This is a genomic window from Streptomyces sp. NPDC003247 (assembly GCF_042888135.1).
In the GTDB taxonomy this organism is placed as follows: Bacteria; Actinomycetota; Actinomycetes; order Streptomycetales; family Streptomycetaceae; genus Streptomyces.
Genome location: NZ_JBIAPF010000003.1, coordinates 251,159 through 271,028, shown reverse-complemented (window position 1 = coordinate 271,028; position 19,870 = coordinate 251,159). Strand labels below are relative to the sequence as shown.

General features: G+C 73.5%; 16 protein-coding genes. 12 read left to right on the top strand and 4 right to left on the bottom strand.

The genetic code is table 11. The annotated features are described in order from the left end of the window. The first annotated feature begins 232 nt into the window (after nucleotides 1–232). Nucleotides 233–1,207, top strand: coding sequence for an L-threonylcarbamoyladenylate synthase (locus ACFYWQ_RS10645; RefSeq protein WP_389514827.1), 975 nt, complete (start codon nucleotides 233–235; stop codon nucleotides 1,205–1,207). Nucleotides 1,208–1,313: 106 nt separating this feature from the next. Here the strand turns inward: ACFYWQ_RS10645 and ACFYWQ_RS10640 are convergent, their stop codons facing one another. Beyond that, entirely contained in the window at nucleotides 1,314–1,955 is a 642-nt protein-coding gene (locus tag ACFYWQ_RS10640; protein WP_389302125.1) for a carbonic anhydrase, read from the bottom strand. A gap of 656 nt (nucleotides 1,956–2,611) precedes the next feature. Here ACFYWQ_RS10640 and ACFYWQ_RS10635 point away from each other — a divergent pair. From ACFYWQ_RS10635 to ACFYWQ_RS10615, 5 genes are all read left to right on the top strand, one after another. Further along, nucleotides 2,612–3,709 (top strand): IS110 family transposase, encoded by a 1,098-nt coding sequence (locus ACFYWQ_RS10635; protein ID WP_389514825.1) that lies wholly within the window; start codon nucleotides 2,612–2,614, stop codon nucleotides 3,707–3,709. Nucleotides 3,710–3,741: 32 nt separating this feature from the next. Next, entirely contained in the window at nucleotides 3,742–5,043 is a 1,302-nt protein-coding gene (gene pcaC, locus ACFYWQ_RS10630; RefSeq protein ID WP_389514823.1) for a 4-carboxymuconolactone decarboxylase, read from the top strand. Between the two features lie 49 nt (nucleotides 5,044–5,092). After that, nucleotides 5,093–5,728: an MBL fold metallo-hydrolase gene (locus ACFYWQ_RS10625; protein ID WP_389515927.1), complete on the top strand. Its 636-nt coding sequence runs from the start codon at nucleotides 5,093–5,095 to the stop codon at nucleotides 5,726–5,728. Between the two features lie 38 nt (nucleotides 5,729–5,766). After that, complete coding sequence (locus ACFYWQ_RS10620; protein ID WP_389514822.1) at nucleotides 5,767–6,546, top strand: exodeoxyribonuclease III; 780 nt, start codon at nucleotides 5,767–5,769, stop codon at nucleotides 6,544–6,546. Between the two features lie 107 nt (nucleotides 6,547–6,653). Next, nucleotides 6,654–7,094, top strand: a complete 441-nt coding sequence (locus tag ACFYWQ_RS10615) for a DUF6278 family protein (protein WP_389514820.1) — start codon at nucleotides 6,654–6,656, stop codon at nucleotides 7,092–7,094. Nucleotides 7,095–7,643: 549 nt separating this feature from the next. Here the strand turns inward: ACFYWQ_RS10615 and ACFYWQ_RS10610 are convergent. Continuing rightward, on the bottom strand, nucleotides 7,644–8,405 hold the full coding sequence (locus tag ACFYWQ_RS10610) for a hypothetical protein (RefSeq protein ID WP_389514818.1): 762 nt from the start codon (nucleotides 8,403–8,405) through the stop codon (nucleotides 7,644–7,646). A gap of 118 nt (nucleotides 8,406–8,523) precedes the next feature. On the opposite strand from ACFYWQ_RS10610, the gene ggt reads away from it, so the two are divergent. After that, complete coding sequence (gene ggt / locus ACFYWQ_RS10605; RefSeq protein ID WP_389514816.1) at nucleotides 8,524–10,323, top strand: gamma-glutamyltransferase; 1,800 nt, start codon at nucleotides 8,524–8,526, stop codon at nucleotides 10,321–10,323. Between the two features lie 28 nt (nucleotides 10,324–10,351). Here ggt and ACFYWQ_RS10600 read toward each other — a convergent pair whose 3' ends face one another. Continuing rightward, on the bottom strand, nucleotides 10,352–12,913 hold the full coding sequence (locus tag ACFYWQ_RS10600) for an ATP-dependent Clp protease ATP-binding subunit (protein WP_389514814.1): 2,562 nt from the start codon (nucleotides 12,911–12,913) through the stop codon (nucleotides 10,352–10,354). Between the two features lie 182 nt (nucleotides 12,914–13,095). Beyond that, nucleotides 13,096–13,866, bottom strand: a complete 771-nt coding sequence (map, locus tag ACFYWQ_RS10595) for a type I methionyl aminopeptidase (RefSeq protein ID WP_389514812.1) — start codon at nucleotides 13,864–13,866, stop codon at nucleotides 13,096–13,098. A 32-nt stretch (nucleotides 13,867–13,898) separates the two neighbouring features. Here map and ACFYWQ_RS10590 point away from each other — a divergent pair, with 32 nt between their 5' ends. The 5 genes from ACFYWQ_RS10590 (at nucleotide 13,899) to ACFYWQ_RS10570 (ending at nucleotide 19,859) form a co-directional block, all read left to right on the top strand. Beyond that, nucleotides 13,899–14,150, top strand: a complete 252-nt coding sequence (locus ACFYWQ_RS10590) for a helix-turn-helix domain-containing protein (RefSeq protein ID WP_389514810.1) — start codon at nucleotides 13,899–13,901, stop codon at nucleotides 14,148–14,150. A gap of 121 nt (nucleotides 14,151–14,271) precedes the next feature. Beyond that, on the top strand, nucleotides 14,272–15,873 hold the full coding sequence (locus tag ACFYWQ_RS10585) for a hypothetical protein (RefSeq protein WP_389514808.1): 1,602 nt from the start codon (nucleotides 14,272–14,274) through the stop codon (nucleotides 15,871–15,873). Nucleotides 15,874–16,054: 181 nt separating this feature from the next. Further along, nucleotides 16,055–16,897 carry a nitrilase-related carbon-nitrogen hydrolase gene (locus tag ACFYWQ_RS10580; RefSeq protein ID WP_389514806.1) on the top strand — a complete coding sequence of 281 codons (843 nt, stop codon included), beginning with the start codon at nucleotides 16,055–16,057 and terminating at the stop codon, nucleotides 16,895–16,897. Then, a complete protein-coding gene (locus ACFYWQ_RS10575; protein WP_389514804.1) occupies nucleotides 16,894–18,183 on the top strand; it encodes an aspartate aminotransferase family protein in 1,290 nt (429 codons plus the stop codon). The genes ACFYWQ_RS10580 and ACFYWQ_RS10575 overlap by 4 nt, the downstream gene beginning before the upstream one ends. A gap of 92 nt (nucleotides 18,184–18,275) precedes the next feature. Beyond that, nucleotides 18,276–19,859 carry a PucR family transcriptional regulator gene (locus tag ACFYWQ_RS10570; RefSeq protein ID WP_389514802.1) on the top strand — a complete coding sequence of 528 codons (1,584 nt, stop codon included), beginning with the start codon at nucleotides 18,276–18,278 and terminating at the stop codon, nucleotides 19,857–19,859. Nucleotides 19,860–19,870 lie beyond the last annotated feature (11 nt).

Here is a 19,870-nt window from a genome sequence, read left to right as displayed (position 1 = left end):
GAGGACGGGCACCGGCGCTCCGAGGTCCCCGGCTTGCTTCCTGCTGTCGCGCCTGGGCCATGGCAGACGTCCCTTGGCCGTCACCGGCCCGGTAACCGGCCAAGGGCGTCGCAGATCAGGCGGCTTCGTCTGTGCCCCTGCATCTGGTGAATGGCCGCCAGGACGGCCGATCCGGATCGGCGATCGGTGATAGGCACGACGCGGAGGGCGCGGTGGGAGGATTGCTCGAGTGATGGCAAGAACCCCCGATATCGAGAAGGCCGTCGAGGTGCTGCGCACCGGCGGCCTGGTAGCCCTCCCGACCGAAACCGTCTACGGTCTGGGCGCCAACGCCGAAGATCCCGTCGCCGTTGCGCGCATCTTCCAGGTCAAAGGGCGGCCGCCGTCCCATCCGCTGATCGTCCACATCGACGGCGCGGAGCACCTGGACGACTGGGTCCAGGAGGTGCCCGCCACCGCGCGCCTGCTGGCCGAGCACTTCTGGCCGGGACCGCTGACGCTGGTCCTGCGGCGCGGCCGACGGGTGCCGCTCGAAGCGACCGGCGGATTGGAGACGGTGGCCGTGCGCGTCCCCGACCACCCCGTGGCCCTGGCGCTGCTGTCGGCCTTCGGTGGCGGTGTCACCGCTCCGTCCGCCAACCGCTTCGGCTCGGTCAGCCCCACCACCGCGAACCACGTCCGGGCGGAGCTCGGTGATGCCGTCGACTTCGTGCTGGACGGCGGCCCCTGCGAGGTGGGTGTCGAGTCGACCATCGTCGACGCCACGGGCGACATCCCGAGCATCCTGCGGCCCGGCGGGGTGACCCGCGAGGACCTCGAAGCGGTGCTGAAGTGCCCGATCACGGTCCCTTCGACGAGCCAGGTCCGGGTGCCGGGCCAGCATCCGTCGCACTACGCGCCCCGGGCGCGGGTCGTCCTCGTCGAACCGGAGAAGGTCGTCGCTGAAGCGGAGCTCGCCCAAGAGCTGGGCCACCAGGTCGGCGTCTTCCTTCCGCCCTCCCTCACCGACGCCCCCGTGAAGGTGCACGCCGTGGTGGCCCTTCCCGCCTCGACGGCAGCCTACGCGCGCGGGCTGTACGGGTTCCTGCGCGAACTCGACCAGCGAGGGTGCGACCTCATCATCGCGTCCTTGCCGACGGAGGAGGGGCTGGGACTGGCGATCGCCAACCGGCTGCGCCGCGCCGCCGGGCCCCGGCCCACGGTGTGACCAGCACCCACGCCGCTCGGTGTTCCCGTCGGCGCGACCAATCCTGACGGCGCCCGTGGAGTCCCTTCCGGCCGCGGCACATTCCCGGGCAGCCGCGGCCGGGTGGTCAGGAAGCGGTGGCGACGTGCGTGTCGAGGCCGCGGGCCGCGACGAGCTGCGCGCTGCCGTCGGCCAGCCGGTAGCACAGGCCCACCACGGCGGCCTGGCCGGCGGCCACCTTCTCGGCGAGGACGCGAGAGCGGTCGAGCAGCAGGTCGACGGTGTGCCTTACGTGCTCGGCGAGGACCTCCTGTGGCTCCACCCGTCCGGCGGCTCGCGCCGCCAGCACGCTGGGGGTCACCCGCTCGACCACATCCCGGATGTAGCCGGCCGGGGCCATGCCGTCCTCCAGCGCGGCGCACGCCGCGCCGACCGCCCCGCACGAGTCATGGCCGAGCACCACGACCAGCGGGCAGTCCAGCACGTCAACGCCGTACTCGATGCTGCCCAGCACTTCCGCCCCCACCACGTGGCCGGCGGTGCGCACCACGAACAGGTCGCCCAGGCCGCGGTCGAAGATGATTTCTGCGGCCAGCCGGGAGTCGGAACACCCGAACAGCACGGCAAAGGGCTGCTGGCCCGGGGCGATCTCGGCGCGGCGGGTGGCGTCCTGGTTCGGGTGCTCGGGGGCGTTGGTGACGAAGCGCTGGTTACCGGCCAGCAGCAGTTCGAACGCTTCCGAGGGCGTCGGAGTGGGGATATCGCTCATGGCCCGCAGCCTACGAGACGGCACCAGCCGTCGCACCGCCTGATCGCCTCGGTCGTCGCCGGGGCGGCCGATCCCGGCGCCTTGGGCATCATCCCCGGCCGCGACGCCAGGGCGGCCTCGGCCCGGGTCCCCGGCACCACCCAGTCGCCACGCCTCCTGCGGCCAGCTGCCGCAACGCCTGGTTCGACTGCCGGCTGGCTTCACCGGACGAGTTCGCTGCGACCATGGACCGTTCAGGACTGCCCTGAGTTCGTGCCATGGCCGACGAAGGACAGCCGGTAAGGCGGGGGCAATGACTGGCCGTCAATGCCGGTCACTAGTGGGCGACTAGCCAAACCATCGTCAGCCTGCCCAGGCCAGGTTGAGCGCTGGTTCGGAAGAAGCCATCCGACAGTGATCGAGTCATGCCGTTGTGCCGAGATCAATGGGACGGTTACGCAGTGCCGTCCCGCACGGGGGTCTGACTCATGAGATCTATGACCGAAGTGTCCAGTCACGGACCTGTCGACTGCCGTTGCGGGATGCTGCCTGCCACCGAGCCACAGGGCGTGTCCCTATAGGGGCCTTGCCGAGTTTCAGGCGCCATCACGGTTCAGACCGCCCGAGCAGGCCGGTGCCATTCACCCAGCACGTCACCACGCGGGAGGCGAACCACCATGACGACCAGACAACGCAGCATCCCCTCCAGTACGGATCCTCCCGTGCGGAGCGAGGTCGTGCTGGGCGTGGACACGCACGGTGAGGTGCACGTCGCCGCCGTGATGTCCCCGCTGGGGAAGATTCTGGGCACCGAGACCTTTCCGGCCACGGCGGCTGGCTACTGTCGGCTCCTCGTGTGGGCCCGCAGGCGGGGGACCGTGCGCCGGGCCGGCGTGGAGGGCACCGGCACCTTCGGCGCGGGCCTGTCCCGCTACCTGCTGGCGCAGCAGGTCGAGGTGTACGAAGTGAACCGCCCCGACCGCTCGGCCCGCCGGCTGCTGGGGAAGTCGGACCCGCTCGATGCCCAGGCCGCAGCGCGAGCCGTGCTCAGCGGTCGCGCCCGGGCCCGGGCCAAGTCCGGCGACGGTCCGGTGCACAGCGCCCGGCTGTTGAAACTCGCCAAGGACTCCGCAGTCAAAGCCCGTACCCAGGCGATCAACCAGCTCAAAGCTGTCCTGGTCATCGCCGATCCCGCACTGCGGGAACGACTGTCCAGCCTGGGCAACCGCGAGCTGTTCCGCACCTGCGCACGCCTCGGCCTACCCGCCGGTGGGGGAGACGAGGACGCGGTGGCCCAGGCCACCCACCTGACGTTGCGCATGCTCGCCGAGCGCATCGAACAGCTCACCGAGCAGATCAATGAGCTGAACCAACGCCTGACCCGGCTCGTCGAACACCACGCCCCACAACTGCTCGTACCCGTGGGCATCGGCCCGGACAGCGCCGTCACCCTGCTGATCACCATGGGAGACAACCCCGAGCGACTGAACACCGAGGCATCCTTTGCTGCCCTTTGCGGAGTCAGCCCCATCGAGTACTCCTCCGGCCGTCGGAGCACGCGCCGGCTCAACTACGGCGGCGACCGACAGGCCAACGCCGCCCTGCACCGCATCGTCTTCACCCGCCTGCGCCACGACCCGCGCACCCAGGCGTACTTCGAACGCCGCACCCAGGAGGGCAAGACCCGACGCGAGATCATCCGATGCCTGAAGCGATACGCCGCCCGCGAGGTCTTCAACCTGGTCAGACCGGTATCCAGCGTCCCCCTGTTATAGGGGCGTCCGTGAGACGTGAGAGGGTCTGGGGCGTGAGTGAGACACCACCGAACACCCTGCAATACCGCTTTGACGGGCCAGAAGACGCTCCGGTCCTGATCTTGGGTCCCTCACTGGGTACCACATGGCACATGTGGGACCGCCAGGTGCCCGAACTGGCCGAGCAATGGCGCATCTTCCGCTTCGACCTGCCCGGTCACGGCGGCGCCCCGGCCCACCCGGCGGGCTCCGTCGCCGACCTGGCCGCGCGGCTGCTGGCCACCCTCGACGCGCTCGGCGTGCAGCGTTTCGGCTACGCGGGCTGCGCGCTCGGCGGCGCGGTCGGCGTGGAGCTGGCCCTGCGCCACCCCGAGCGGGTCGCCTCGCTCGCGCTGATCGCGGCCTCGCCGCGGTTCGGCACGGCGGACGAGTTCCGGCAGCGAGGCGTCATCGTCCGCACCAACGGCCTCGACCCCATCGCCCGCACCTCGCCCGACCGCTGGTTCACCACCGGCTTCGCGGCGGCCCAGCCCGCGATCACCGACTGGGCCGTGCAGATGGTGCGCACCACCGACCCCGGCTGCTACATCGCGGCCTGCGAGGCGCTCGCCTCGTTCGACGTGCGCGCCGAACTCGGCCAGGTCGGCGTGCCGACCCTGGTCCTCGTCGGCTCGGACGACCAGGTCACCGGACCGGCCGAGGCACGCACCCTGGTGGCCGGCATCCCGGACGCCCGCCTCGCCGTCGTCCCCGGCGCCTCCCACCTGGTGCCCGTGGAGCAGCCCGCCGCCGTCACCGACCTGCTGGTCCGGCACTTCTCCACCGCCTGGCAGCCCGCCTACGACCACAGCACGGGCCAGACCGCCGTCCCCGGCGTCTCCCTCCGGCAGATCCCGGCGGCGCCCCCGCAGGCCGCGCCCATCGCCGAGATCGCGCCCGCGCCCGTGGTGGCGCCCCCGCAGGAGACGGGCCGCCCCGACCCCTACGACGCGGGGCTGAAGGTGCGCCGCGAGGTGCTCGGCGACGCCCACGTGGACCGGGCCCTCTCGCAGGCCGACGACTTCTCGGGCGACTTCCAGGAGTTCATCACCCGCTACGCCTGGGGCGAGATCTGGGACCGCCCCGGCCTCGACCGGCGGTACCGCTCCTGCGTCACGCTCACCGCGCTGGTCGCCGGCGGCCACCTGGACGAGCTGGCCTTCCACATCCGCGCCGCGCTGCGCAACGGCCTCACCCCCGACGAGATCAAGGAGGTCCTGCTCCAGGCGGCGGTCTACTGCGGCGTACCGGCGGCGAACAGCGCCTTCCGGGTGGCGCAGCAGGTCATCCGCGAGGAGACGACGCCCACCGAATGAGCGCCGGGTCCGCCGGAGGCAGGATGGACCCATGACGCCCACGACGCCCATGAAGCTCACCAAGAAGTCGCACGCCTGCGTCCGCCTGGAGAAGGACGGACGCACGCTCGTCATCGACCCGGGCGCCTTCACCGAGGAGGACGCCGCGCTCGGCGCGGACGTCCTCCTCGTCACGCACGAGCACCCCGACCACTTCGACGAGGCCCGGCTGCGGGCGGCCATGGAGGCCGGCCCGGGCACCGAGATCTGGACCCTGAGGTCCGTCGCGGAGAAGCTCGCGGCCGCCTTCCCGGGCCGCGTCCACACCGTCGGCCACGGCGACACCTTCACCGCCGCCGGCTTCGACGTCCAGGTCCACGGCGAACTGCACGCCGTGATCCACCCGGACCTCCCGCGGGTCACCAACGTCGGCTACCTGATCGACGGCGGCCGCGTCTTCCACCCCGGAGACGCGCTCACCGTCCCCGGCCACCGGGTGGAGACCCTCCTGGCCCCGGTCCAGGCCCCCTGGAACAAGATCTCCGAGGTCATCGAGTACGTCCGCGAGGTGGGGCCGCGGCGGGTCTACGACATCCACGACGCCCTCCTCACCGACCTCGCCCGCCCCCTCTACGACACCCACCTCGGCAACCTGGGCGGCGCGCCGCACGGCCGGCTGGCGTCCGGGGCCTCCGCGGAGCTCTGAGGACGGCGTTGTCACAGGCTCCGGGTAGGTTGTGAGGCATGCGCATCGCGACCTGGAACGTCAACTCGATCACCGCCCGCCTGCCGAGGCTCCTGGCCTGGCTGGAGAGCAGCGGCACCGACGTGCTCTGCCTCCAGGAGGCCAAGGTCGCCGAGGAGCAGTTCCCGGTCGACCAGCTGCGCGAGCTGGGCTACGAGGCGGCGGTCCACGCCACCGGCCGGTGGAACGGCGTGGCGGTGCTCTCCCGCGTCGGCCTGGAGGACGTCGTCAAGGGCCTGCCCGGCGACCCCGGCTACGAGGGCGCCCCGGAGCCCCGCGCGATCTCCGCGACCTGCGGCCCGGTCCGCGTCTGGTCGGTCTACGTGCCGAACGGCCGCGAGGTGGACCACCCCCACTACGCCTACAAGCTCCAGTGGTTCGAGGCCCTCAAGGCCGCCGTCGCCGGTGACGCGGCGGGCAGCCGCCCGTTCGCCGTGCTGGGCGACTACAACGTGGCGCCGACGGACGACGACGTCTTCGACCCGGCCGCCTTCGAGGGGGCCACCCACGTCACCCCCGCCGAGCGCGCCGCCCTCGCCTCCCTGCGCGAGGCGGGCCTGGCGGACGTGGTCCCGCGCCCCCTGAAGTACGAGCACCCCTTCACCTACTGGGACTACCGCCAGCTCTGCTTCCCCAAGAACCGCGGCATGCGCATCGACCTGGTGTACGGCAACGCGCCCTTCGCCAAGGCCGTGCAGGACGCCTACGTCGACCGTGAGGAGCGCAAGGGCAAGGGCGCCTCGGACCACGCGCCGGTCGTCGTCGACCTGGAGGTGTAGTCCGTACGTCCGTACTCCCGGCGGGGCCCCGCCCGTTGACGTGCGGACCGCCGCGGCGGCCCGCGCGCCTGTGGTGTGCGTGGCGGTACGAATGTCAGGCTGGTGCCATGGAGATCCCCTTTCTTGGCAAATGGCGCAAGAGGCGTGACCCTGCCGTCGGTGTGGCGGTGTTCCCCGAGGACGGGGACGGACCGGGCGGCTACGGCGATCTCCTGGCCGAATGCGAGCTGCTGCGCTCCCTGGCGGGACGGGAGGGCGCGGCGCTCGACGACACCGCCGCCTCCCTGGAGACGCTCGACCAACTGGTGCCGCGCTGGCGCGACGACGACGAACTCCTGCCCTGGCTCGGCAACGACGCCGGGCTGTACCTCGGCACGGTCGTGGTGCGCACCGTGCCCGGCGCCGGCTGGCGGATCCGCCCCGACGGCCGCCCGGTGGTCCGTCTCGCCTCCGGCCGCGAGATCGACGTCGTCTCCGACGGCCAGGCCTGGGCCGCCCACGGCGTCCCCGAACTGTCCCAGGTGTACGCCGAGGTCGCCGAGGCCTGACCGCCTGACCGTCTGCCCCCCGTCCCGGACCGGCGGTGCGCCCACGGCCCGCATGCGGCAGGCGCGGACCGGGTGAGGCCCGTTCACGGTGCGGCTCCCCGGCCCGGCACATCCTCGCGCCCCCGACGACCGCCCCGGTGACCGCCACCGCCCCCGGACGGCTGCCGCCTGGCACCCACCACCCCGGACGGCTGCCGCGGTCCCCGTTCGCCGGCCGTTCCCTTGCCAGGAACCTCGGCTAGCATGGTCCGTTCATCCCCGCGGTCGGACGCGCGCCGCACCGCACCGGGGATGTGCAGGGCGCTCACCTCGGCCGTGGCCGCGGCGGGGGTGCTGCCGCCGGGTGGGAGCCCCCACGGCCCTTCGGCCGCGGGGGCAGTGGTCCACAGAGCTCCATCCGTCCGGCCGCGCGGCCGGAGATCACTGCTCGCGCAGGGGAACGACCCGATGGACGGGGCGTTCCCGGCGGGGAGAAGGTCAGCCGTGCGCCGGACGGGTCGTGCTCGAAGAGCACGGGCCGACGACCGGCGATCCGGCGAACCGGAGGATTCAGGACGCCCGGTGGGACGGCCGTGCGGCGGTCGCCTGGGGCGGTAGTGGTGTCTGGGCCGGCCGTGTCACGTCCGCGACCAGTTCGACCACGTCCGGGCCGTACGCCTGCGAGTTGACGACCTTCAGCAGCAGCACGAAGGAGCTGTCGCCGTGCTTGCGGTGCAGCCGCTCGTGGTGGCGGGCGAGGTAGCGGGTCGCGGCCTGGTTGGTGATCGCGCGCTGCCCGCAGAACAGGAACACCGGCCGTGTCTCGTGCCGCTGGCCCACGGTGAGCCGGGCCAGCAGCACGTACTCGGTGACGCCCGGCTCCATGCGGTAGCGCTCGCCGCCGATCTGGAACGCGCCCCGGTCGGGACCCGGTTCGGGATCGACGTTGACCCGTACGCCGGGCAGCATCGCCGCCATGTGCGCCGTCATCCGCCGGTTGGAGCCGGGACCGCCCACACAGAACTCGGTGCGCTCACCGAAGCCCTGATGGACCGTGTCCTGCGTGACCACCTGGACGTTCGCGCCGCAGTCCTTGACCAGCGCGGAGAGTTCCAGGAGGGCGAAGACGTCGAAGCGGTGGACCGCCGGTTCGGCGGTGGCCGGATCCCGGTTGACGACCAGCAGCGACTCCGAGTTGTCCGGCAGCCCGAAGAACGCCTGCTTGCGCCGCAGCTTCCGCTTCCACAGGTAGGTACGGGCCACCCAGCCGAGCGCGGCGCTGATACCGGCCGCGACCACACCGAGGACGATGTTGCGCACGTCGTCATTCATGGGCGCGCATGCTAGCGGGCGAACGCAAACCCGTGTTCGACACGTGCTGCCACGCGCTCCTGACGGGGCGTCGGTGGGTGGCATAGGCTGCGCGGACGGACCCGGACTGGAGGTACGGATGCGTCGCCCTGTCGCGCGGAAGCTGTCGGTCCTGGCGGTCTCTGCCGCCGTCGTGTCGGTGGGGGCGACCGCCCCACCGACCGCACCGGACACGCCGGTCGAGAAGACCCCGGTCGCCGTCGGCTACGGCGGCGCCGTCGCCAGCGTCGACGCGGACGCCTCCGCGGCCGGCATCGAGGTACTGCGCAAGGGCGGCAACGCCGTCGACGCGGCCGTCGCCACCGCCGCCGCCCTCGGTGTCACCGAGCCGTACTCCGCCGGCATCGGCGGAGGCGGCTACTTCGTCTACTACGACGCCAAGTCCCGTACGGTGCACACGATCGACGGCCGGGAGACCGCCCCGCTCACCGCCGACGCGGACCTCTTCCTGGAGAACGGCAAGCCCCTCGCCTTCGCCGACGCCGTCAGCAGCGGCCTGGGCGTGGGCACCCCTGGCACGCCCGCCACCTGGGCGACCGCCCTCGACAAGTGGGGCAGCAGGAAGCTCGGCACGGTGCTGGCGCCCGCCGAGCGCCTCGCCCGCGACGGCTTCACCGTCGACGACACCTTCCGCACCCAGACCGCCGCCAACGAGACCCGCTTCCGCTACTTCCCGGACACCGCCGACCTCTTCCTGCCCGACGGACAGCTTCCGGTCGTCGGCTCGACGTTCAAGAACCCCGACCTCGCCCGTACCTACGCGGAGCTGGCGAAGAAGGGCGTGGGCGCCCTGTACCGGGGGGACATCGCCGACGACATCGTCGACACCGTCAACCACCCGCCGGTCGACCCGGCCTCCGGCTGGAACGCCCGCCCCGGCGCGCTGTCGGAGAAGGACCTCGCCGCCTACCGCGCCAAGCTCCAGGCGCCCACCAGGACCACCTACCGCGGCCTCGGCGTCTACTCCATCGCGCCCTCCTCCTCCGGCGGCACGACCGTCGGCGAGGCACTCAACATCCTGGAGCGGACGGACCTGTCGAAGGCCAGCGAGACCCAGTACCTGCACCGCTTCATCGAGGCCAGCCGCATCGCGTTCGCCGACCGCGGGCGCTGGGTCGGCGACCCCGCCTTCGAGGACGTACCGACGAAGGAACTGCTGTCGCAGCGCTACGCCGACTCGCGGGCCTGCCTGATCCGCGACGACGCGGTCCTCACCAGCCCGGTCGCACCCGGCGACCCGCGCGACCCGGCGGCCTGCACCACCGGCGGGACGGCCGCGCCGACGACGTACGAGGGCGAGAACACCACCCATCTGACGGTGGCCGACAAGTGGGGGAACGTCGTCTCCTACACCCTGACCATCGAGCAGACCGGCGGCAGCGGCATCACCGTCCCCGGGCGCGGCTTCCTCCTCAACAACGAGCTCACGGACTTCTCCTTCGCCCCGGCCAACCCGGCCGTCCACGACCCGAACCTGCCCGGCCCGGGCAAGCGGCCGCGGTCGTCGATCTCACCGACGATCGTCCTCGACCGGAACGACAGGCCGGTGGTGGCGCTCGGCTCGCCCGGCGGCGCGACCATCATCACCACCGTGCTCCAGACCCTCACCGGGTTCCTCGACCGGGGCCTGCCGCTCGTCGACGCCATCGCCGCGCCCCGCGCCAGCCAGCGCAACGCGGCCCAGACCGAACTCGAACCGGGCCTGTACGGGAGCGGGACGGCGCAAGCCCTCGAGGCGCTCGGGCACTCCTTCAAGCCGAACGCGGAGATCGGCGCGGCCACCGGCGTGCAGCGGCTGCCCGACGGCAGGTGGCTGGCGGCCGCCGAGACGGTACGGCGCGGTGGCGGCTCGGCGCAGGTGGTGCGCCCCGCCTCATAGCGCGCCCCGCCTCGTAGCGCCCCCCGCCTCACAGCTCCGGCGGGGGGACGTCCGCCGTGGGGACGGGCGGCGGCGGGGTGCGGAACGCCAGCCGTCCGCCCTCGACGTCCACGCTCACCCGGTCGCCCTCCCGCACCCGCCCGTCGAGCAGCAGCCGGGACAGCTCGTTGTCGACCTCGCGCTGGATGGTGCGGCGCAGCGGACGAGCGCCGTACTCGGGCTGGTAGCCGCGCTCGGCGAGCCAGTCGACGGCCGCGTCCGTGAACTCGACCGTGATGCCCTGCGCGCGCAGCAGCCGGCGGGTCTGCCCCAGCAGCAGATCCGTGATCTCCCTCAGCTGATCACCGGTCAGCTGGCGGAAGACGACGATCTCGTCGATGCGGTTGAGGAACTCCGGCCGGAAGTGCTCGCGCAGCGGCCGCAGGATCTGCTCCCGCCGCGCCACCTCGTCGGCGTCCGTGCCGCCCGACCCGAAACCGATGCCGGCACCGCGCCGGGTGATGACCTCCGACCCCAGGTTGCTGGTCATCACGATGACCGTGTTGGCGAAGTCGACCGTGCGGCCCTGGGAGTCGGTGAGCCGGCCGTCGTCGAGCACCTGGAGCAGGATGTTGAAGACGTCCGGGTGCGCCTTCTCCACCTCGTCGAGCAGCAGCAGCGAGTACGGGTGCCGGCGCACGACCTCGGTGAGCTGGCCCGCCTCCTCGTGGCCGACGTAGCCGGGCGGGGCGCCGACCAGCCGGCTGACGGTGTGCCGCTCCTGGTACTCGCTCATGTCGAGGCGCACCATGCGCTCCTCGCTGCCGAACAGCGCCTCGGCGAGGGCGCGGGCCAGCTCCGTCTTGCCGACGCCGGTCGGGCCGAGGAAGAGGAAGCTGCCGATCGGCCGGTCCGGGCTCGCGAGACCGGCGCGGGAGCGCAGCACCGCGTCGGAGACGACCCGCACGGCCTGGTCCTGGCCGACGACCCGCTCGTGCAGATGCTCCTCCAGACCCAGCAGCCGCTCCTTCTCCTCCTGGGTGAGGCTGGCGACGGGGATGCCGGTCTGCCGGGACACCACCTCGGCGACGGCCCCCGCGGTGACCTCCAGGTCCAGTCCCTCGTCCGCCTCGCCGCCGCCGGCCGCGTCCTCGATCCGCTGCCTCAGCTCGACGATCCGGTCCCGCAACTGGGTGGCCTGCTCGTACTGCTCGTCCGTGACCGCCTGGTCCTTGTCCCGGACGAGCTGCTCGACCTCGCGCTCCATGGCGCGCACGTCCGTGCCCTTCGTCCGGGCGCCGAGACGGACCCGGGCGCCGGCCTGGTCGATCAGGTCGATGGCCTTGTCCGGCAGCCGCCGGTCGGTGAGGTACCGGTCGGACAGCTCCACGGCCGCGACCAGCGCCTCGTCGGTGTAGCGGACCTGGTGGTGGGCCTCGTAGCGGTCCCGCAGCCCGCGCAGGATCTCGATCGTGTCCGGCACCGACGGTTCGGGCACCAGGATCGGCTGGAAGCGGCGGGCCAGCGCCGCGTCCTTCTCGATCCGCCGGAACTCCTCCAGCGTCGTCGCGCCCACGATGTGCAGCTCGCCGCGGGCCAGCGGCGGCTTGAGGATGTTGCCCGCGTCCAGGGAACCGCCCTCCCCGCCTCCGCCGGCGCCGACGACGGTGTGCAGTTCGTCGATGAAGACGATCAGCCGGTCGGAGTGGGTGCGGATCTCGTCGACGATGGTGTTCAGGCGTTCCTCGAAGTCGCCCCGGTAGCGGGTGCCGGCGACCACGCCGGTCAGGTCCAGGGCGACGACCCGGCGCGCGGTGAGGACGTCGGGCACGTCGCCGTCGGCGATGCGCTGGGCGAGCCCCTCCACGACGGCGGTCTTGCCGACACCCGCGTCGCCGATCAGCACCGGGTTGTTCTTGCCGCGCCGGGAGAGCACCTCGATGGTCTGCTCGATCTCGTCGTCGCGTCCGATCACCGGGTCGATACGGCCCTGGCGGGCCAGGTCGGTGAGGTCACGCCCGTACTTGTCCAGCGTGGGCGTGCCGGTGGGCCGGGGCCGCTCCGCCCGGTCCTGCGGGGCGTCGGGGGCCTCCGTCGCACCGCCCGAGGGCGCGAACCGGGCCGCGTTGAGGATGTGGCCGGCCGCGGAGTCCGGGTTCGCCGCGAGGGCGCTCAGCACGTGCTCCGGACCGATGTGGCCCGCGCCGCGCGACCGGGCCAGGTCGTGGGCGTCCAGCAGGGCGCGCTTGGCGGCCGGGGTGAGGGACAGCGAGGTGAGCGCCGGCGACTCGCCCGGCGGGTGCTGGGCCGGGCCCGACCGCTCGTCGATCTCCGTCGCGAGGGAGTCGGGGTCGGCGCCGGCCCGGCTCAGCAGCGTGCGCGTCGGCTCCGTCACGAGGGCCGCGCGCAGCAGGTGCTCGGTGTCCAGATCGCGGCTGCCGTGCTCGGCGGCGTACTGCGCCGCGCCGCGGACCAGGTCCCTGGCCGGCTGGCTGAGGAGCTGGCCGATGTTGATCTGGCGGGGGCCGGGGCGGGGCCCGCCGAAGAAGCGGGCCAGGAATTCACCGAAGGGGTCGTTGTAGCCCTCCGGGCTGGTGAAGCCGCTGGTCATGGCGTTCCGTTCCATCGACTGCACTGCCGGTGCGACGGGTGCCCCTGCCGTGCGGTGCTAACCCTGCGAGGTGGGTGGGGACACCGTGTCCACCTTGTCACGGTCGTTGGTGGGCAGCACGTTGTGCCGGGTGGTCCGGGTGGTCGCCCCCAGTCCCCCCGGCGCCCTTCCAGGGCGCCGTCCTACCGCCGCTCGGTGAGGACGCGCGGGCCCGACTCCGTGATCGCCACCGTGTGTTCCGCGTGGGCCGCCCTCGAACCGTCGTTCGTCCTGAGGGTCCAGCCGTCGGGGGCCTCGTGGTAGCCGTCCGTGCCGCCGGCGATGACCATGGGCTCGATCGCCAGGACCAGGCCGGGGCGCAGCCGGAAGCCCCGGCCCGGCCGGCCCTCGTTGGGCACCGGCGGGTCCTCGTGCATCCGGCGGCCGATGCCGTGCCCGCCGAAGCCGTCCGGGATGCCGTAGCCGGCGGCCCGGCAGACCGCGCCGACGGCATGGGCGATGTCGCCGATGCGGTGGCCCACGACGGCCGCCTCGATGCCGGCCGCGAGGGCCCGTTCGGCGGTCTCGATCAGCCGCAGGTCCGCCGGACGCGGCCGGCCCACGGTGAAGCTGATCGCCGAGTCGCCGGCCCAGCCGCCGAGCTGTGCGCCGCAGTCGATCGAGACCAGGTCGCCGTCGCGCAGCCGGTAGCCGTCGGGGATGCCGTGGACGATCGCCTCGTTCACGGACGCGCAGATCACCGCCGGGAACGGGGTGGGAGCGAAGGACGGCCGGTAGCCGAGGAACGGTGAGGCCGCCCCCGCGGCGCGCAGCACGTCGCGCGCCACCTCGTCCAGCTCCAGCAGGGAGACCCCCACGTCGGCGGCGTCCCGCACGGCCGTCAGCGCACGCGCGACCACCTGTCCCGCCTCGTACATGGCATCGATCGATGTGTCCGTCTTCAGCTCCACCATGCCAATTACTATACCGGTATTAGAATGACGGCATGGTGCGCACCCCGTTGACCCCCGAAGAGCGCGAACGCGGCGAGCGGCTCGGCGGCCTCCTCCGTGAGGCCCGAGGCGGCCGCAGCATGACCGAGATCGCGGCGGTCGCCGGCATCTCCGCCGAGACCCTCCGCAAGATCGAGACCGGCCGGGCCCCGACCCCGGCCTTCTTCACGGTCGCCGCCCTGGCCCGGGCCCTCGGGCTGTCCCTGGACGAGCTGGCGGAGCGGTGCGCGCTCGTGCCGGTGTGAGGCGGGAGGGAGGGGAGTCCCGCCCCTCCCGCGTCGTCCCGGAAAACTCCCCGTAGCCGCGCCGTAACACAACTGGTGTTTTCTACGGACCGTGATGTTGCGGTCGCACGGGAGGTGGACGATGGCTCCGGATCGGCTCCCGGCCCCGGTGCGGGAGTTCGCGGACTACCTGGACGGCCTCCTGGGGCGCCTGGACCAGGGCGCCGGCTGGTGCGCGGTGTTCTGGCAGCGCGACCCGGACGGCATGCGAGCCTGTCTCGACGGGCACGAGGTGCCGCCGTGGGACGTCGTCGAGGCGCTGCTCCAGGACCTGGCCGCGGAGTACGGCACACCGGCCGCCGCCCAGGACGCGGAACGGGCCCGGCCTCTGCACCTCGCCGCCCTCGTCGCCCACGACGACCGGCCCGGAGGCCGCGACGCCCTGGAGGGCCGGCTCGACGTCATGCTGCGCGAACAGCGCCACGCGGTCGAGCACCAGGCCGAACTGGGCCGTCTGCTGGCCGCCGCGGCCGACCGCGACGAGGCCGACGCCCTCCGCCTCGACCTCGCCTGGGCCCACGACGACCACGAGCGGGCCACCGCCCGCTGCGCCGAACTGCGGTACCGGATCGCGGAGGCCGACCGGCGAGCGGAGGACGGACGGCGCGCGGAGGACGCGCGGACGCCGCACCCGCACCCGGCGCGCCGGACCGCCGCCGGCCCCGCCCCGAGCGCCACGGCGTCCGCGTACGCCGATGCCCCGATCGGTACGGCGCCGACGTACGCCGATGCCGTGAGCGCCACGGCGCCCACGTACACCGACGTCCTGACCGCCACGCCGTCCGCGTACGCCGACTCCCCGGGCGCCCCGGCGCCCACCACGTACACCGACGGCCCGACCGCCTCCGCCGCACCCGCACCCGCCCCCGATCCCGTCCCCGCGCCCACCCCCAAGCAGCGCAAGCGCAGGCGGGGCAGTGCCCGTTTCGCCGGTCTGGTGGAGGAGGAGACCGCCGGTCCCGTCGTCGTACCGCCCGCCGCCGAACCCGCGCCGTCCGCGTTCGCCACGTCCCCGTCCGCCGTGCCGGCCGCGTCCCCGTACGCCGCGCGCCGCGCCCCACGCGGGGCGCGCTTCGCCGGGGCCGCCGGGGCCGCCGAGGCCGTGGCGGAGCGGCCGGAGCCGGGGGGCGAGGCGTGGGCCGAGCCGGGGGACGCGGTGGCGCGGCGGGAGAGCGCCGAGGCGGTGGACCGGCTGGTGCGGCTGCGCGCCGAGAGCCGCAGCGGAGAGGCCCACGCGCTGCTCGCGGAACTCGCGTACTGGCCCGCCGCCCGGATCCCGCTGCTCGCCGCCGACCTCCGCCGCGCCGGGCTCGACGCCGACTGGACGACCCTGCTGTGGGAGGCCGCCTCGCTGCCCGCCGACCGGCTGGTCGCCGCCGCGGACGCCCTGGCCGGGGCGGGGCACACGGCCGACGGGGAGCGGATCCTGCGGCAGGGCGTCGTCCGTCCGGCCGACGAGATCGGGGAGGCCGCCCGCGGTCTGCTCGCCCAGGGCCGCCGCCCCGCGGCACGGGCGCTGCTCGACGCCTACGTCCGGGTGCGCACCCCCGAGGAGGCGGCCCGCAGCGCCGCCCCGGACCCGAGGGTCCTCGCCCCGCTGCTGCTGGAGGCGGCCCGGGACGTGTCCGACGAGCGGCACCGGTACCTGGCGCACGCCCTGCGGGCCGCCGGTCTCACGGTCTGACCGGTGCCCGCCGGGTACGCCGTACGGCCGTGGCTCACCCACCGGAGTGTGAAACGCGATCGACACCGCGGGTTGACGACGATGGTCTTGGCAAGCCCGTCCGGGAGGCTTACGTTCGTCCCTCTACGGCCGTCGTCTACGGGCGTAGAGGCTCTGGCGTTCCCCGTCGAAGGAGCAGCTCATGGCCAACGTCGTCCGTGCCGCCCTGGTCCAGGCCACCTGGACCGGCGACACCGAGTCCATGGTGGCGAAACACGAGGAGCACGCCCGTGAGGCGGCCCGGCAGGGGGCGAGGATCATCGGGTTCCAGGAGGTGTTCAACGCCCCCTACTTCTGCCAGGTCCAGGAGCCGGAGCACTACCGCTGGGCCGAGCCGGTCCCCGACGGGCCGACCGTCCGGCGCATGCGGGACCTGGCCCGCGAGACGGGCATGGTGATCGTCGTCCCCGTCTTCGAGATCGAGCAGTCCGGCTTCTACTACAACACCGCGGCCGTGATCGACGCCGACGGCTCGTACCTCGGCAAGTACCGCAAGCACCACATCCCCCAGGTCAAGGGCTTCTGGGAGAAGTACTACTTCAAGCCGGGCAACCTGGGCTGGCCCGTCTTCGACACCGCCGTCGGCAAGGTCGGCGTCTACATCTGCTACGACCGGCACTTCCCCGAGGGGTGGCGGCAACTCGGCCTCAACGGAGCCCAGTTGGTCTACAACCCGTCGGCGACCCACCGCGGCCTCTCCGCCCACCTGTGGCGGCTGGAGCAGCCCGCGGCCGCCGTCGCCAACGAGTACTTCGTCGCCGCCATCAACCGGGTGGGCGTGGAGGAGTACGGCGACAACGACTTCTACGGGACCTCCTACTTCGTCGACCCGCGCGGCCAGTTCGTCGGCGAGCCGGCCGGCGACAAGGACGAGGAACTCGTCGTCCGCGACCTCGACTTCGACCTGGTCGAGCAGGTGCGGCAGACCTGGGCCTTCTACCGCGACCGCCGCCCCGACGCCTACGAGGGGCTGGTGCGGCCGTGAGCGACGACCTGTACGCCCGCCACCGCAGGGTCCTCCCGGACTGGCTCGCCCTCTACTACGACGAACCGCTGGAGATCACCCACGGCGAGGGCCGGCACGTCTGGGACGCGCGGGGCGCCCGGTACCTCGACTTCTTCGGCGGCATCCTCACCACGATGACCGCCCACGCGCTGCCCGAGGTCGCGAAGGCGGTCGGTGAACAGGCCGGACGGATCGTCCACTCGTCCACGCTCTACCTCAACCGGCCGATGGTGGAACTCGCCGAACGCATCGCCCGGGTGAGCGCCGTCCCCGACGCCCGCGTCTTCTTCACCACCTCCGGCACCGAGGCCAACGACACGGCCCTGCTGCTGGCGACGGCGTACCGGCGCAGCAACACCGTGCTGGCGATGCGCAACAGCTACCACGGCCGCTCCTTCAGCGCGGTCGGCGTCACCGGCAACCGCGGCTGGTCCCCGACCTCCCTGTCCCCCCTCCAGACGCTGTACGTCCACGGCGGCGTACGCACCCGCGGCCCCTACGCCACGCTCGACGACCGCGCGTTCATCGCGGCCTGCGTGGAGGACCTGAAGGACATCCTCGGCCACACCCGCCCGCCCGCCGCGCTGATCGCCGAGCCGATCCAGGGCGTCGGCGGCTTCACCTCGCCCCCGGACGGGCTCTACGCGGCGTTCCGCGAGGTGCTGCACGAGCGCGGGATCCTCTGGATCGCCGACGAGGTGCAGACCGGCTGGGGCCGCACCGGCGACCACTTCTGGGGCTGGCAGGCACACGGCCGCAACGGCCCGCCGGACATCGTCACCTTCGCCAAGGGCATCGGCAACGGCATGTCCGTCGGCGGTGTCATCGCCCGCGCCGAGATCATGAACTGTCTGGACGCCAACAGCATCTCGACCTTCGGCGGCACCCAGATCACCATGGCGGCCGCCCTCGCCAACCTCGCCCACCTGCTGGAGCACGACCTCCAGGGCAACGCCCGGCGGGTCGGCGGACTGCTCATCGAACGGCTGCGGGCCGTCACCGCGCACGACCCGGGCGTACGGGAGGTGCGCGGGCGCGGACTGATGATCGGCGTCGAGCTCGTCCGGCCCGGCACCGACGAGGCCGACCCGGACCGGGCGGCCGCCGTCCTGGAGGCGGCCCGCGCGGACGGCCTGCTGATCGGCAAGGGCGGCGGCCACAGCACCAGCGCCCTGCGCATCGCACCGCCGCTGTCCCTGACCGTCGCGGAGGCCGAGGAGGGCGCCGCGATCCTCGACGGCGCACTGAGGAGCACGCAGCGCTGAGGAGCACGCGGCACCGAGGAGCACGCGGCACCGAGGAGCACGCGGCACCGAGGAGCACGCAGCAGCACCACCGTGAGCGAGGGAACAACGCCATGACCAGCACCTGGGAGTACCGGGGGCCCGCGGAGGCCCTGGAACCCGCCCTGTCGGTCCGTCAGGTCCTCGCCCTGGACCGCGTGCTGGCCGGCGAGCCGGAGGTCGTGGCCGGCGCCGCCCAGCTCGACCGGCCCGTGCGCTGGGTGCACGTAGCCGAGGCCGCCGACGTCGGCGTGATGCTCAGCGGCGGCGAGATGGTGCTCACCACTGGGGTGCTGCTCGCCGGCGACGAGAACGGACAGGCCGAGTACGTCCGCTCCCTGCACCGCGCGGAGGCCGCCGCCGTCGTCCTGGGCCTCGGACGGGCCTTCCCCGCGCCGCCGGACGTGATGCGGCGCACGGCCGAGCGGTGCGGGCTGCCCATGGTCGTCCTGCACCGGCCGTTCCCGTTCGCCGAGCTGACGGAGGAGGTCCAGTCCCGGCTGGTACGGCGGAAGTTCGCCGCCGTCAGCCTCTCCGAGGCCGTACGGACCGCGCTGACCGGGCTCATCACCGCCGGCGCGCCGCTGCAACGCCTGCTCGACGAGGTCGCCCGGCACAGCGGCTGCCCCGTCGTCGTCACCAACCTCGCCCACCGGGTGCTGGCCACCGCGGGGGAGCGGCCGGCCGTCGACGACGTGCTGCGCGACTGGGAGCGCATCGCCCGGCAGGCCGGCGGCAGCGAGGGCGACGGCTGGATCCGCGCCGAACTGGGCGGCCGGGGCGAACGCTGGGGGCAGCTCACCCTGTGCGGCCACCGCGGCCCCGCCGCGGGCGGACGGCTGCTCGCCGACCGGGCCGCCGAGGCCCTCGTCCTGCACCGCATGCTCGGCGGCACCGCCGCCCGCACCTGGGAGGAGCAGTCCGCGCAGGGCCTCTTCACCGACCTGGTCTCCGGCGTCGTACCGGCCCGGCAGCTGCTGCCCCGCGCGCGGGCCGCCGGGCTCCCCGTCAACCGGCGCACCTTCGTCCCGCTCGCCGTCCGCGACGCCGAGCCCGCCCGCCTCGACCGCGTCCTGCGGCTGCTGGGACTGCCCGGCCTGGTCGCCGCGCTCACCGGCGGGGCCACCGCCGTCCTGCTCAGCCTCGCCCGCGACCAGGACGCCGAGGCGCTCACCGCGCACTTCGCGGCCCGGCTGCGCGCCGAGTCGGACGAGGACCGTACCGTCGTCGCCGCGGCCGCCGCGCGGACCGCCTGGGACGACGTGCCCGCCGGGCTGCGCGAGGCGCAGCACGTCGCGGACGCCGTCGCCGACGCCCCGGCCGCCCTCGGCCTCCCGCCCGTCGTCCGCCTCAAGGACGTCCGGCTGCGCGGCCTGGTCCGGCTGCTGCGGGACGACCCGCACGTGCAGTCCTTCGCCGAGCGCGAGCTGGACGGCCTGCTGTGCGCGGCCGGTGACGACCTGCTCGCCGTCCTGCGCACCTATCTCGCCACCGGCCGCAACAAGTCCCGCACCGCACAGCTCCACCACGTCTCCCGGCCCGCGCTGTACCGCCGGCTGGAGGCGATACAGACCCGGCTCGGGGTCGACCTCGACGACTTCGAGCAGGCCGCGTCCGTGCACATCGCGCTCCTCGCGCACGACGCCCAACAGGGATGACCGCGCGCGAC

Coding starts and splice junctions, on each gene's coding strand:
- ACFYWQ_RS10635 (WP_389514825.1), top strand. CDS start 2,612: ATGACGACCAGACAACGCAGCATCCCCTCCAGTACGGATCCTCCCGTG.
- ACFYWQ_RS10585 (WP_389514808.1), top strand. CDS start 14,272: ATGGCTCCGGATCGGCTCCCGGCCCCGGTGCGGGAGTTCGCGGACTAC.
- ACFYWQ_RS10625 (WP_389515927.1), top strand. CDS start 5,093: ATGAAGCTCACCAAGAAGTCGCACGCCTGCGTCCGCCTGGAGAAGGAC.
- ACFYWQ_RS10615 (WP_389514820.1), top strand. CDS start 6,654: ATGGAGATCCCCTTTCTTGGCAAATGGCGCAAGAGGCGTGACCCTGCC.
- ggt (WP_389514816.1), top strand. CDS start 8,524: ATGCGTCGCCCTGTCGCGCGGAAGCTGTCGGTCCTGGCGGTCTCTGCC.
- ACFYWQ_RS10580 (WP_389514806.1), top strand. CDS start 16,055: ATGGCCAACGTCGTCCGTGCCGCCCTGGTCCAGGCCACCTGGACCGGC.
- map (WP_389514812.1), bottom strand. CDS start 13,866: ATGGTGGAGCTGAAGACGGACACATCGATCGATGCCATGTACGAGGCG.
- ACFYWQ_RS10640 (WP_389302125.1), bottom strand. CDS start 1,955: ATGAGCGATATCCCCACTCCGACGCCCTCGGAAGCGTTCGAACTGCTG.
- ACFYWQ_RS10570 (WP_389514802.1), top strand. CDS start 18,276: ATGACCAGCACCTGGGAGTACCGGGGGCCCGCGGAGGCCCTGGAACCC.
- ACFYWQ_RS10620 (WP_389514822.1), top strand. CDS start 5,767: ATGCGCATCGCGACCTGGAACGTCAACTCGATCACCGCCCGCCTGCCG.
- ACFYWQ_RS10590 (WP_389514810.1), top strand. CDS start 13,899: ATGGTGCGCACCCCGTTGACCCCCGAAGAGCGCGAACGCGGCGAGCGG.
- ACFYWQ_RS10610 (WP_389514818.1), bottom strand. CDS start 8,405: ATGAATGACGACGTGCGCAACATCGTCCTCGGTGTGGTCGCGGCCGGT.
- ACFYWQ_RS10600 (WP_389514814.1), bottom strand. CDS start 12,913: ATGACCAGCGGCTTCACCAGCCCGGAGGGCTACAACGACCCCTTCGGT.
- ACFYWQ_RS10645 (WP_389514827.1), top strand. CDS start 233: ATGGCAAGAACCCCCGATATCGAGAAGGCCGTCGAGGTGCTGCGCACC.